General features: G+C 42.6%; 11 protein-coding genes. 10 read left to right on the top strand and 1 reads right to left on the bottom strand.

Annotated elements, in window-relative coordinates:
* The first annotated feature begins 58 nt into the window (after positions 1–58).
* Together QT711_RS02875 and QT711_RS02870 are read left to right on the top strand one after the other, a co-directional pair.
* The gene (locus QT711_RS02875; RefSeq protein ID WP_317942007.1) at positions 59–1627 is read left to right on the top strand and encodes a FapA family protein; all 1569 of its coding nucleotides are present in this window, start codon (positions 59–61) and stop codon (positions 1625–1627) included.
* Complete coding sequence (locus QT711_RS02870; RefSeq protein WP_317942006.1) at positions 1620–2324, top strand: glycerophosphodiester phosphodiesterase; 705 nt, start codon at positions 1620–1622, stop codon at positions 2322–2324. Before QT711_RS02875 ends, QT711_RS02870 begins: the two co-directional genes overlap by 8 nt.
* A gap of 58 nt (positions 2325–2382) precedes the next feature.
* Here QT711_RS02870 and QT711_RS02865 read toward each other — a convergent pair whose 3' ends face one another.
* A complete protein-coding gene (locus QT711_RS02865; protein ID WP_317942005.1) occupies positions 2383–2613 on the bottom strand; it encodes a DUF2627 domain-containing protein in 231 nt (76 codons plus the stop codon).
* A gap of 126 nt (positions 2614–2739) precedes the next feature.
* On the opposite strand from QT711_RS02865, the gene QT711_RS02860 reads away from it, so the two are divergent.
* From QT711_RS02860 to QT711_RS02825, 8 genes are read left to right on the top strand one after another with little or no spacing between them, the layout of a single operon-like run.
* Positions 2740–4776 carry a sigma 54-interacting transcriptional regulator gene (locus tag QT711_RS02860; RefSeq protein WP_317942004.1) on the top strand — a complete coding sequence of 679 codons (2037 nt, stop codon included), beginning with the start codon at positions 2740–2742 and terminating at the stop codon, positions 4774–4776.
* A gap of 17 nt (positions 4777–4793) precedes the next feature.
* Positions 4794–5702, top strand: coding sequence for a phosphate butyryltransferase (gene yqiS, locus QT711_RS02855; protein ID WP_317942003.1), 909 nt, complete (start codon positions 4794–4796; stop codon positions 5700–5702).
* A 30-nt stretch (positions 5703–5732) separates the two neighbouring features.
* The gene (locus tag QT711_RS02850) at positions 5733–6830 is read left to right on the top strand and encodes a Leu/Phe/Val dehydrogenase (protein ID WP_317942002.1); all 1098 of its coding nucleotides are present in this window, start codon (positions 5733–5735) and stop codon (positions 6828–6830) included.
* Between the two features lie 31 nt (positions 6831–6861).
* Entirely contained in the window at positions 6862–7944 is a 1083-nt protein-coding gene (gene buk / locus QT711_RS02845; RefSeq protein WP_317942001.1) for a butyrate kinase, read from the top strand.
* 29 nt (positions 7945–7973) lie between these two features.
* A complete protein-coding gene (gene lpdA / locus QT711_RS02840) occupies positions 7974–9401 on the top strand; it encodes a dihydrolipoyl dehydrogenase (RefSeq protein WP_317942000.1) in 1428 nt (475 codons plus the stop codon).
* 50 nt (positions 9402–9451) lie between these two features.
* Entirely contained in the window at positions 9452–10459 is a 1008-nt protein-coding gene (locus QT711_RS02835; protein WP_317941999.1) for a thiamine pyrophosphate-dependent dehydrogenase E1 component subunit alpha, read from the top strand.
* On the top strand, positions 10459–11442 hold the full coding sequence (locus QT711_RS02830) for an alpha-ketoacid dehydrogenase subunit beta (RefSeq protein WP_317941998.1): 984 nt from the start codon (positions 10459–10461) through the stop codon (positions 11440–11442). The genes QT711_RS02835 and QT711_RS02830 overlap by 1 nt, the downstream gene beginning before the upstream one ends.
* A 19-nt stretch (positions 11443–11461) precedes the next feature.
* Positions 11462–12781, top strand: a complete 1320-nt coding sequence (locus QT711_RS02825; protein WP_317941997.1) for a dihydrolipoamide acetyltransferase family protein — start codon at positions 11462–11464, stop codon at positions 12779–12781.
* The last annotated feature ends 1196 nt before the right edge of the window (positions 12782–13977 follow it).

The raw sequence follows: 13977 nt of genomic DNA, 5'->3' as shown, positions 1-13977 counted from the left end.
AACATGCCCCAACGTACTATAATGGTTAGAATAGCTTGAATTAAAGAGGTGTCCAACTATGTTAGTTGAAAATGATTTTTTCACTTTATATATCGAGGGAGAAGAAGTGTTCATTGACTTACAAAAAATCGGATTCCCGTTAAAGTCTTTTGAATTGATAACAAATCAGCATCCACGAATAAAAATCAGTTCGTTCCCAGAATTGCGCAAAGCGCTTATGGAAGTAGGGGAAAAACATAAAATCGGTTACTATTTACCGATTATAGATATTCAAGTAAGCCAAAACAAAATGCGTGCCGATGTACTCTTTAATGTGACGTCTAGTCAGTTGGAAAATGAGAAGGCGCGTTTAATTAGCCAAGCCGAGAAAGCACTTGATGAATATGGAATCGTTTTTGGAAGAACGAATTTAGCCGAATCTGCTATTTACCCTTGCACACCTATTGTTGCAGCTGTCGGGCAAGACCCTGTTAAAGGGCAAGATGCGAAAATTACCTATATTGCGCGACCTGAAAGAAAACCGGTCATTCGTGAAGATGGGATAGCGGATTATTATGAAATGAACTTTGTGACTCATGTGCAAGAAGGTGATTGGTTAGGTGAAAAAATTCCTCCACAAGAGGGAATACCAGGAAGAGATATTTTCGGTGTGGAAATTGCAGCGTTAAGAGGAACGGACGCAAAATTACTATATGATCGGAAAGCTGTCATTGAAGTAGACGAGGATGGTAAAACTGTTCTTCGTGCAATGTTCGGGGGCGCACTAGAATTCATAGATGACGATGTTGTGAGTGTCAGTCGCGAGCTGATCATCAATGGGGATGTAGGTCCAGAAACCGGTTCGATCACCTTTGAAGGTGCTGTCACAATATATGGAACAGTTTTGGCGGGCTACTCAGTTAAAGCAACAGGAGATATATCGATTGAAGGAAACGAAGGCGTAACGAATGCAAAAGAAATTTGCTCGTCAGAAGGTGATATTTATATTAAAGGCGGCGCGTTCGGTGGAGATATGTCCTTAATCGAAGCAAGTGGTGATCTGTTCATTAAGCACGCAAACAATTGCAAAATCTATGCAAAAAATCTGTACGTAGGTTTATATATACTCGGATCCGAAGTAGTCGCTGATCACGTTTTAGTGGATAAAAATCGCGGGAAAATCATTGGTGGCCGAATCGAAGCACTTTTTAGTATCGAATCCGCATATGCCGGAAATGTACATGAACGCTTGACGCACTTAATTGCAAAAGGGATTGACAAAGATCGAATTTACGAAGACATCCAACAGATGGCGCAAGAATTAAAAGATTTACAGACAACTGTTTCAACCCTCGAAGAACAATTGGCTAAAATCGATCAACTTAGCGGTAACCAGTTACTCGGTGAGCAGGCAAATGTCTATGCAAAGTTAAGAGCAACGCTAGATGCAAGTAGAAGTAAAATGTTCGAACTAGACCAAGACATTCAAATGGGACTTCGTAAAATAAAGGTCGCAGAACCACCACGAATTCATATAGCTAAAGAGGCTCACGCGGGTGTCGTCATTCAAATCGGTCGACTGTCAAGAACAATTACGTCAACGACTATGGGAACATTTGAAGTGATTGACCAGGTGTTACATGTCTAGACGGCTTGTGTTTGCACATAGAGGAGCCTCAGGTAGCCGATTTGAAAACACGTTATCTGCGTTTAGTGCAGCAGTGCAACAACGTGCAGATGGAATCGAACTCGATGTGCAAGTGACAGCAGACGGTGTCCCGGTTGTTGTGCACGATGAGGATTTGGTACGTGTTGCGGGTATTCGACGTAAAGTTTCCGACATGTACGCGAGTGAATTGCAAAACATTCGAGTCGGAAAGCGATTTATCCGCTCTCTATTCGGGCATCCAATTCCAACATTACGGGAAGCAATCTCTTTTTGTGCAATCAATCAATTGGCACTCAACATTGAACTAAAAGCCTCTGTTGCAGAGAATTGTTCAATTTTAGAGGAGATCATTGACATGGCAGGTTTGTTGGATAACGTACATATTTCTTCGTTTGACGAAACACTCATTCAACAAATTAAGACATTGCATCCTCAAATGGAGACCGCGTTACTTCTTCGAAAGAAAACGACAGATTGGGATTCATTACACAGGTATACGTTTGCAGATGGCTTTCACTTTCATAAAAGATTGTACAAGGAACCTTTTTTGAGTAAGCTGGAAGCGAGTGGAAAGCGCTTACGGGTTTATGGTGTAACGGGGAACGAGCCGTTTGTACAATCTCCCTCTGCAGCAGTTGTTGGATGGATTACAGATTTCCCGCAACGATTTTCTTGAGGACATAGGTAAAGGGCTATCGGAATATCCGATAGCCCTTTACCTATGAAGAAAAGTTTTATTTCAATCGTTCTTGTACTCGCCCTTTTCTACGATCTCTGCGTAATAGAAATCCTGCAAAAAACCATAGCCCTGCACCAAACATCAGAAAACCTACCGTAAACTGAAGCCAAATGAAAGGGAACAGACTGAATTGAATGCCAAATATGGAATCACGCATTAATTTAATGCCACCAGCCGTGATCAATATAGGGATTAAAAGAACAATAAACGCTGCCATACGTGCCATATTATCAATCTCCTTACTGTTTTTAATTTTACCTGCTCATGAAATATTGTCAAGACAGGCGCAGTCGTGTATGATAGAAATAGATTTGCAAAAGATTGCATGCTGCAAAAAGGAGATTGAATATCCTTGCAAAATGTTCTCATCGTAGGAGCGGGTTCTGGTGGTACAATCATTCTGAATCTCCTCTTGAATTTAGATTTCATGAAAGTAAAAGCAATTATTGACAAAGACGAGCAAGCACCTGGACTGCGTATTGCAAAAGAAAAAGGAATTTCATACGGCACGGATTGGAAAGAATTCATGGTAGATGACATTGACATCGTTTTTGATGTCACAGGGGATGATGCGGTTTTCAATGCGTTATTAGCAAGTGTTCAACCGAGCACTTTACTTATCCCGGGGTCAGTTGCAAATCTTTTGGTTGGTTTGTTGAACGAAAATGATCGGTTCATTAGAAGTATGCAAACGCAAATGGATCGCCAACGCCTTATTTTTAATTCAATCGATGAAGGGATGATCGGGGTCGATCGTCACGGGACAATTGATTTTATTAATGAAAGCGCTTGCATGATGTTAGAAGTTTCTGATAGTTATGCATTAGGAAAGCCTATTCACACGATTATCCCTGAAAGTAATTTGCCGAAAGTTTTCAAAACAGGTAAGCCTGAGCTAAACATTGAACTCGTGCTGCCGAATGGGCTGGAAATTGTCAGTTCTAGGTACCCATTGTTAACTGCCGAGGGAGAAGCATTCGGAGCTTTTGCGGTGTTTAAAGATGTGTCGGAAGTTGTTCAGTTGGCCGAAGAAATTACCGATTTGAAATCCATTAAAACGATGCTTGAAGCGATTATCCATTCAAGTGACGATGCCATTTCTGTCGTAGACGAAAAAGGCAATGGCATTATGGTCAACCCTGCGTATACACGAATTACAGGACTTACAGAAGACGAAGTGATCGGTAAACCAGCGACTGTGGATATTAATGAAGGCGAAAGTATCCATATGAAGGTACTCCAAACACAGCAACCGGTTCGTGGTGTCAATATGCGCATTGGAGAAGACAACCGAGATGTTATCGTCAATGTCGCACCGATTATCGTTGACAAGCAAATGAAGGGAAGTATCGGCGTCATCCACGATATTACAGAAATGCGGAGCTTGATGAAAGAATTGGATTGGGCTCGTCAAATCATCCGTAAGCTGGAGGCGACGTATTCATTTTCGGATATCCGAGGCACGTCGATGAATATTTCAATTGCGATCGACCAAGCTGAAATAGCAGCAAAAACGGTCATTCCTGTTATGTTGAGGGGGGAACCGGGTACTGGCAAAGAATTGTTTGCAAATGCAATTCATAGTGGCAGTGAGCGGAAAGCACACAAATTCATTCGACTGAACTGCAGTGCAATCGATCCTTCCATTATGGAAAGAGAACTGTTCGGGGAAGCGCAGCATGAAAGTTTGAAAAACCGACGAATTGGATTGTTGGAGGAAGCAGCTGATGGGACGCTTTTTCTAGATGAAGTGACTGATTTGCCGATCAGTACCCAAACAAAACTGCTTGACTACTTACAAGAAACGAGTATTCCTTTGTCACCCGACGAATTGACGGGAACGAAGAAAGCACGAATCATTGTCGCAACTTCAAAGAATTTGGAAAAGGCCATAAATGATGAAACCTTTAATATGGAGCTCTATTATTTTTTAAATCGTCTATCCATCCAAATTCCACCTCTTCGTACGAGAAAGTCTGATATTCCCGCTATTGCAAAACACTTGTTAGTCAAGTTGAACCAAGAGTTTGGCATGAATGTGGAGACATTAACGGAAGAAGCCTTGGACAGTTTACAACAATACGATTGGCCAGGAAATGTACGTGAATTGGAAAATGTTCTTAGTCGAGCGATGATTTATATGAAACCCGGCACAACAAAAATCCATGACACAGACATTAAAAGATCACTTTCCACAAATGGTGAGAAAACGGGAGAGCCTGTATTACCTGAGAAGAGCACGCTCGCATCCATAATGGATGAATACGAACGATCCGTTTTGGAGAAGGCATTGGAAGAACATGATGGCAATAAATCACTGACAGCAAATCGTTTAGGAATCTCGTTGCGTTCCTTATACTACAAACTAGAGAAATACAAACTCATCTAATGACAAGGAGGCAACTGATGAAAACACTTGAAGCGTTAGTCGATGAAACAGCTACATCCGGTACACGCATTGTATCCGTAGCATGTGCAGCAGATAAGGAAGTACTTGCTGCTGTTGAAATGGCGATGATGAGAGGGATTGCTTCGTTTATCTTAATAGATGACGAAGACCATTTACATACGATGATCAACAAGGAATTTCCTGAACTTGTCCGTCATCCAGCCATCCAGATCGTTCATAGCAACTCGAAGAAAGACGCTGCGGAAAAAGCAGTGCGAGCTGTATCGAGCGGGCAAGCACATGTGTTAATGAAAGGGAACGTACCGACTGCTACACTGTTGAAAGCTGTATTGAATGGTGACTACGGGCTGCGGACCGGTAAAGTATTGTCACATGTAGCTGCTTTTGAAGTGACGGGGTATGAGCGGTTATTGTTCGTGACAGATGCAGGCATGAACATTGCTCCTACGCTAGAAGAGAAAGCACAAATCATTCAAAATGCTGTCGTTGCAGCACGTGCTTGTGGCGTAACCTTGCCAATTGTAGCACCTTTAGCTGCAATTGAAACAGTCAATCCAAAAATGACGCCGACGATGGATGCCGCTGCACTCGTCGTGATGAACAATCGTGGCCAAATAACGGATTGCATCGTGGATGGACCGTTAGCTCTCGATAATGCAGTGTCCATCGACTCTGCAAAACATAAAGGCATAACAAGCGATACGGCAGGTAAGGCGGACATCTTACTTGTGCCTTCAATCGAAGCAGGGAATATTTTGTATAAATCATTGATGTATTTCGCCAACGCAAAAGTAGGCGGTATCATACAAGGTGCTAAAGCGCCAATTGTCCTCACGTCCAGATCGGACAGTGCGGAAAGTAAATTGTATTCGTTAGCACTTGCAATCCAAACATCAAAACAATAACATCGGGCAAACCGAAGGAGGATATTACTCATGGAAATTTTCAACTATATGGAGAAACACGATTACGAACAATTAGTCATCTGTCAAGATAAAACATCGGGGTTAAAGGCGATTATTGCCATTCACGATACGACATTAGGACCTGCTTTAGGTGGTACTCGCATGTGGACATATGCAAGTGAAGAAGAAGCGATTGAAGATGCACTTCGTCTTGCGAAAGGTATGACATATAAAAATGCTGCAGCTGGTCTAAATCTTGGTGGAGGAAAGACGGTTATAATTGGAGATCCGAGAACCGATAAGAACGATGAAATGTTCCGTGCATTCGGCCGTTTCATTGAAGGGTTGAACGGACGTTATATTACTGCTGAAGATGTTGGTACAACAGAAGCGGACATGGATTTAATCCATTTGGAAACAGATTATGTAACAGGCGTATCAGCTGAATTCGGTTCTTCAGGCAACCCATCCCCTGTAACTGCATTCGGAGTATTTAAAGGCATGCAAGCAGCTGCAAAAGAAGCATTCGGAACAGATTCTCTTGAAGGTAAAGTCGTTGCTGTTCAAGGTGTAGGAAATGTAGCGTATACACTCTGTGAGTATTTACATGAAGCAGGCGCGAAATTGATCGTAACGGATATTAATAAGGAAGCTGTGCAACGTGCAGTAGATGCGTTTGGCGCAACTGCAGTTGAAACAGACGAAATTTATTCGCAAGATGTAGACATTTTTGCACCATGTGCATTAGGTGCAATTATTAATGACGAAACGATTCCACAATTAAAAGCGAAAGTCATTGCAGGTTCAGCAAACAACCAATTGAAAAACCCGGAACATGGAGATTTGATTCACGAAATGGGCATCGTCTATGCGCCTGATTACGTTATTAACTCTGGTGGTGTTATTAATGTCGCAGATGAGCTAGCGGGTTACAATAGTGAACGTGCGCTAAAACGTGTTGCTGGAATTTACGATACGATTGAAAAAATCTTCGCGATTTCAAAACGTGACAATATCCCATCTTATGTTGCAGCGGATCGTTTAGCTGAGGAACGAATTGCTCGGGTAGCGAAGTCACGTAGCCAGTTTTTACAAAATGAAAAAAGTGTTTTGACTCAAAAGAAATAATAGCAACGCTAACATCATTGGGGGAATTATTGTGCAAGAAAACAGTTATACAATCCTTGTCATCAATCCAGGCTCAACATCAACGAAAATAGGTGTCTACAACAATGAACAATTAGTACTTGAACAGACCATCAGACACACTAACGAGGAACTTGCACAATATGCTTCAATTATTGACCAATATAGTTTCCGTAAAGATGCAATTCTCAGAAGCTTACAAGAGGGTGGGGTTGCATTAACGGAATTGCAAGCTGTTTGTGGGCGAGGTGGACTGCTCCGTCCAATCTCAGGAGGAACGTATGAAGTGAATGAGGCGATGCTCACTGACTTGAAGAAAGGGTACGCTGGGCAACATGCCTCTAATTTAGGCGGCATCCTGGCAAGTGAAATCGCTTCATCTCTAGGTGTTCAAGCTTTTATCGTCGATCCTGTCGTCGTCGATGAATTGCAGGCAGTCGCAAGGGTGTCCGGCTTCTCCCTCATCCAAAGGAAATCGATATTTCATGCATTGAATCAAAAAGCAGTTGCGAGAAGATATGCGAAACAAGTTGGTAAAAACTATGATCAGTTAAATCTCATCGTTACACATATGGGTGGTGGGATCACAGTAGGTGCCCATTCCGGTGGAAAAGTGATTGATGTGAACAATGGTTTGCACGGCGATGGTCCTTTCAGTCCTGAGCGTGCTGGAACGGTTCCAGCAGGAGAATTAGTAGAACTGTGTTATTCCGGTAAGTACTATCGCCATGAAATTATGGCAAAATTAGTTGGTCAAGGTGGTCTTGTCGGCTATTTAGGGACGAATGATGCCGTCACAGTTGAAAAGCGTATCGAAAAAGGTGACGAAGACGCTGCGCTTATTTACGAAGCGATGGCGTACCAAGTTGCGAAGGAAATCGGTAGTGCTGCAGTCGTACTGGGCGGAAAAGTCGATGGAATCATCTTGACGGGTGGTCTTGCATACGGAAAACAATATGTCGAAATGATTGCATCCAAAGTTCGGTGGATTGCGGATGTTACGGTGTACCCTGGAGAAGATGAACTAAAAGCATTAGCTGAAGGTGCTTTACGAGTATTGCAAGGTGAAGAAAACGCAAAAACGTATCCTGGGTAAAAGGATAGTTGAAGGAGGCCGTGTAAAGAATGGCACAAGAATACGATGTAGTGATATTAGGCGGAGGGACTGGTGGTTATGTTGCCGCCATCCGAGCAGCCCAATTAGGCTTAAAAACAGCACTAGTTGAAAAAGATCTACTTGGAGGCACTTGCTTGCATAGAGGATGCATTCCTAGTAAAGCATTACTGAAGAGCGCTGAAGTCTATCAAATGACTAAAAACGAAGCGACGCATTTTGGCGTAGATACAACAGGAACGACGTTGAACTTCTCAAGAGTGCAAGCTAGGAAAGACGAGATTGTCAGCCAGTTACATAAAGGTGTTACAGCCCTTATGAAAAAAGGTAAAATTGATGTCTATGAAGGACATGGAAGAATGCTAGGACCGTCAATCTTTTCACCAATGCCAGGAACCATTTCAGTGGAAATGAATAATGGCGAAGAAAATGAAATGCTTATTTTGAAAAACTTGATTATCGCGACAGGTTCAAGACCACGTACACTACCGGGTCTTGAGTTGGATGAACAACAAATCCTTTCATCTGATGGAGCGTTACGAATGACCGAGTTGCCTACGTCAATGCTCATTGTTGGTGGCGGCGTCATCGGAATTGAATGGGCATCCATGTTAAATGATTTCGGTGTAGAAGTAACAGTCGTTGAATACGCAGACCGCATTCTCCCAACAGAGGATGAAGACATTTCTAAGGAAATGAAGAAGCTATTGAGTAAAAAAGGGATTACATTTGTAACAGGTGCAAAAGTGTTGCCGGATTCATTGGAGAAGTCCAAGGATTCCATTTCCATTGCTGCAGATGTATCTGGTGAAACTACACAATTTACAGCAGAAAAAATGTTAGTTTCGGTAGGAAGACAGGCAAACACAGAAGGCATTGGCATTGAAAACACGGAGATTCAAATCGAAAATGGTTATATACAGACAAAAACGACTTTCCAGACGAAAGAGAGTCACATTTATGCAATTGGTGACTGTATCGGTGGTCTGCAATTAGCACACGTCGCCTCCCACGAAGGAATTACTGCTGTGGAACATATTGCAGGTAATAACGTTGAACCGATAAATTATACAACTATCGCGCGTTGTATCTATTCAAGTCCAGAAGCTTCAAGCGTTGGTTTGACAGAAAAACAAGCGAAAGAGCAAGGATATGACGTGAAAGTAGCAAAATTCCCGTTTGCCGCAATCGGTAAAGCGCTTGTAAATGGTAATGCTGATGGGTTTGTAAAAGTGATTGCCGATAAACAATCGGATGACTTGTTAGGTGTTCATATGATTGGTGCACACGTAACGGATTTAATTTCAGAAGCTGGTCTTGCAATGGTGCTAGACGCAACGCCTTGGGAAGTGGCGTCTACTATTCACCCGCATCCATCCTTATCTGAAGTCATTGGTGAAGCGTCCTTAGCGGTTGACGGTAAAGCCATTCACATGTAATCCGAAAGCATATGAACAATTGAATTTAAGAGTAGAAGGGGGATTCTATAATGGCAAATCTGCGTCACGAAGAACTAGGATTGACGAAAGAGGACGTATTAGAAATTTATGAAACAATGGTTATGGCGCGTCGATTGGATGAGCGTATGTGGTTGTTAAACCGTGCTGGGAAAATTCCGTTCGTTATTTCCTGTCAAGGTCAAGAAGCGGCTCAAGCCGGAGCTGCTTATGCGTTAAATAAAGAAAAAGATTGGATTGCACCGTATTACCGTGATATGGGCGTTGTTTTACATTTTGGAATGACACCGAGAGATTTAATGTTATCGGCTTTTGCGAAAGCAGAAGATCCAAACTCAGGTGGTCGACAAATGCCAGGGCATTTCGGTCAACAGAAAAATCGGATTTTGACGGGTTCTTCTCCTGTAACGACACAATTACCGCATGCAGTTGGTGTGGCACTGGCAGCGAAGATGAAGAAAGAAGATTTCATCACATTTGTCACATTAGGTGAAGGGTCTTCCAACCAAGGGGATTTCCATGAAGGGATGAACTTTGCAGGTGTTCACAAGTTACCGACAGTCGTCATGGTAGAGAACAATAAATATGCAATTTCCGTACCACTCGAGAAACAGTTGGCATGTGAAAACGTTTCTGATCGTGCAGTCGGCTATGGTATGCCGGGCGTCACAGTAGATGGAACAGACCCACTTGAAGTATATCGAGTTGTAAAAGAGGCAGCTGATCGTGCGCGAAGCGGTGAAGGGCCGAGTCTCGTCGAAGCAGTATGCTACCGATTGACAGCACACTCTTCGGATGATGATCATCGTTTATACCGCGATGCAGAGGAATTGGAAACCGAAAAGAAACTGGACCCAATCCCTAAATTTGCAGCGTACTTAAAAGAAGCAGGACTTATGGATGAGGCATATGAAACTGAATTAGAAAAACGTATTATGTCCATCGTCAACGAAGCGACTGAATATGCAGAGAAAGCTCCTTACGCAGAGCCGGAATATGCACTCCGTCATGTGTATAAAGAGGATGGGGGGAACGAATAATGGCTGTTTTATCGTACATCGATGCAATTACACTTGCGATGAAAGAAGAAATGGAACGTGATGAAAATGTCTTCGTTCTTGGAGAAGACGTCGGTCGCAAAGGTGGCGTCTTTAAGGCGACTACTGGCTTATACGATCAGTTCGGCGAATACCGTGCACTCGATACTCCGTTAGCAGAGTCTGCAATTGCTGGAGTCGGTATTGGAGCTGCGATGTATGGAATGCGTCCAATCGCTGAAATGCAATTCGCTGATTTCATCATGCCTGCTGTGAACCAAATCGTTTCGGAAGCTGCGAAAATCCGTTATCGTTCGAACAATGACTGGTCATGTCCGATTGTAATCCGTGCGCCGTTTGGCGGTGGAATTCACGGTGCACTTTATCACTCCCAATCCGTTGAATCGATGTTTGCGAGTACACCGGGTCTGAAAATTGTCATCCCATCTACACCGTATGATGCGAAAGGGTTGTTAAAAGCAGCAATCCGTGACGACGATCCTGTTCTTTTCTTTGAACATAAACGTGCGTATCGGTTAATTAAAGGGGAAGTGCCTGAAGAAGAGTATGTATTGCCAATCGGAAAAGCAGATGTTAAACGTGAAGGTGACGATCTAACGATTATCACATATGGTCTTTGTGTCCATTTCGCATTACAAGCGGCAGAAAGACTTGCTGAAGATGGCATCACAGCACACATTCTAGATTTACGAACTGTTTACCCGTTGGATAAAGAAGCGATCATTGAAGCTGCTTCTAAAACGGGCAAAGTATTATTAGTAACAGAAGACAACTTGGAAGGCAGCATTATGAGTGAAGTGTCTGCTATTATCGCAGAAAATTGCTTGTTCGAGCTTGATGCACCGATTAAACGTTTAGCAGGACCGGATATTCCCGCGATGCCATATGCGCCGACTATGGAGAAATTCTTCATGGTTAATCCGGACAAAGTTGAGAAAGCAGCACGTGAACTTGCGGAGTTTTAATTGACAGGAGGTTGTCGTTTTGGCAATTGAAAAAATTGAAATGCCTAAATTAGGTGAAAGTGTCACAGAAGGAACCATTGAAAAATGGCTCGTTAAGCCGGGGGACACTGTTAATAAATACGATCCGTTGGCGGAAGTGAATACAGATAAAGTAACAGCTGAAATTCCGTCATCTTTTGAAGGGACGATTAAAGAGATTATCGTCCAAGAAGGTGAAACTGTTGAGGTAGGTGTCGTCGTCTGTACAATCGAGACGGCAGGTGGAGGAGAAACGCCGTCAGTTGCGACAGACAACGAAGTGGCTGCTCCTGCTAAAGAAGAACCTGCTAATGAGATGCCTGCAGCACGTAGTACAAAACCCGCTACTCCAGTTGCAAAAGGAGCTGGGGCGGCGCGCTATTCACCAGCGGTCATGCGCTTAGCTCAAGAACATGGAATTGATTTATCGCTCGTGCAAGGGTCAGGGAAAGAAGGCCGTATTACACGTAAAGACTTGCAAGCAATCATTGCATCAGGTGAAATTCCAACTGCTCATGCGGAAGTGACGTCTGCAGCTCCTGCTGAACAGCAACAGACACAAGCTTCTCCACAACCGACAAGCAAGCCTGTTGAGCAGCCGTCTATACCTACTGCAGCCGGCGATATTGAAATTCCAGTGACTGGAGTCCGTCGTGCAATCGCGTCCAATATGCTACGCTCTAAACACGAAGCGCCACATGCTTGGACAATGATTGAAGTCGATGTGACAAATCTCGTTCAATACCGGGATTCCTTGAAAACTGAATTCAAACAACGTGAAGGCTTCAACTTGACGTACTTTGCGTTCTTTGTCAAAGCAGTTTCACAAGCGTTAAAAGAGTTCCCGATGATGAATTCCATGTGGGCTGGCGACAAAATCATTCAAAAGAAAGACATCAATATCTCCATTGCAGTTGCTACGGAAGATGCACTCTATGTACCTGTTATTAAGCATGCGGATGAAAAGACAATTAAAGGAATTGGACGCGATATTAATGACCTCGCTTCAAAAGTCCGTTCCGGCAAGTTGAAATCCGAAGAAATGCAAGGTGGCACATTTACCGTAAACAATACGGGATCATTTGGCTCCGTACAATCAATGGGAATCATCAATTATCCACAAGCGGCAATTTTACAAGTGGAATCGATCGTGAAACGTCCTGTTATTATGGATGGTGGCATGATTGCTGCTCGTGATATGGTAAACCTTTGTTTGTCACTGGATCACAGAGTATTAGATGGCCTCGTAGCTGGCCGTTTCTTAGCTCGCGTAAAAGAGATCCTCGAAAACATCACGCCTGCAAATACATCTATTTATTAATGACTACAAGAAGAGCTGTCCAGAAAGTCAGTGAACACTGATTTTTGCGGAGGCCATTGAAAAAGGCAAATACAATTGATTTCCGCTTCAGTCGGACGCTTTCCGGGGGGCGGGCGGTGAGCCTCCTCGGTCGCTTTGCTCCACTGCGGGGTCTCACCTGTCCCGCTTATCCCCCAGGAGTCGCCGACTTACGCTGCAATCAACGGAGACTACCAGGAATCAGGATTGGTTTTTCAAAGAGTTAGATAAACAAAGTCCACTACCTCAAAGAACAGTTTGATTTCTCTAAGAATTTTGATGCTCGTGTCGGACATAAAACAGCGGATTCCCACCTACACGGGATTATTTGGGATGCAGATCCAAGGTGCCATGATCAGATGAGCAGTAAATCTTAATCGAATCTTGACCTTTATGAAGGAAGTAGAGTAGGAAATAACAAAGAAAAAGGCGCCAGATTGGTCGAAATTGAACCAATTTGTCGCCTTTTTTTATTTTTGTGCATAGTCCAACTTCAAAAAAAATTTCAGTGGCTCATTTTCAGTGGCAGCTTTTTTCATGATAAATGGAGCAAAACATCACTCCATCGTTTCTATTCGTCAATAATATCCAAAAATCGTTATCATTTCACTCCTAGATTTTGTTGTGGCATTTTTTCCATGTTTTAATGGTAAATTCAGGAAGCTTAATAAAAAAATATAGCTTATAACCAGTGTCCAAAGGGCTTCTGTATCAATCACATTGAAAAGGTACAGAGACCTGTAAATAAAAAAAATCTCCAGATTATTAAATACATCTTCATTAGTTGGGGAAGTTGTTAAATTTGCAACTTTGCTCAAAAGGGTAAATGTTCAAATTCTAGTCAGAAAAATAATTCAGATTAAATAGTCACTTTTCGGTGCATTTTCGTCAGAATAGAAAGCGAGTCCTCACGTGCTTTTCTTAAATCGAAACTTTTAATCTTAAAGATGGTTGGTTAATCTTGTCTACATTTATAACCATATACAAAGAAAGAGATAAGAGCCGAGATACCTGATATGACAACAAGATAGAAAAATAGAAAGAACAAAAATTCTCCATAATCCTCTAGAGAATGAAAGGGATTGTTACTTATATAGGGCTCAGATAGAATGCCAACTAGTGAAAAAGGTATGAAAATAACAAAGAATGTTTTCCAGAAAAACGTTTTTCGGGTCAGT

It is taken from the genome of Sporosarcina saromensis (assembly GCF_033253735.1).
GTDB classification, from domain to species: Bacteria; Bacillota; Bacilli; order Bacillales_A; family Planococcaceae; genus Sporosarcina; species Sporosarcina saromensis.
The sequence above is the reverse complement of the archived record's forward strand: the minus strand, read 5'-3'. Positions and strand labels throughout refer to the sequence as shown.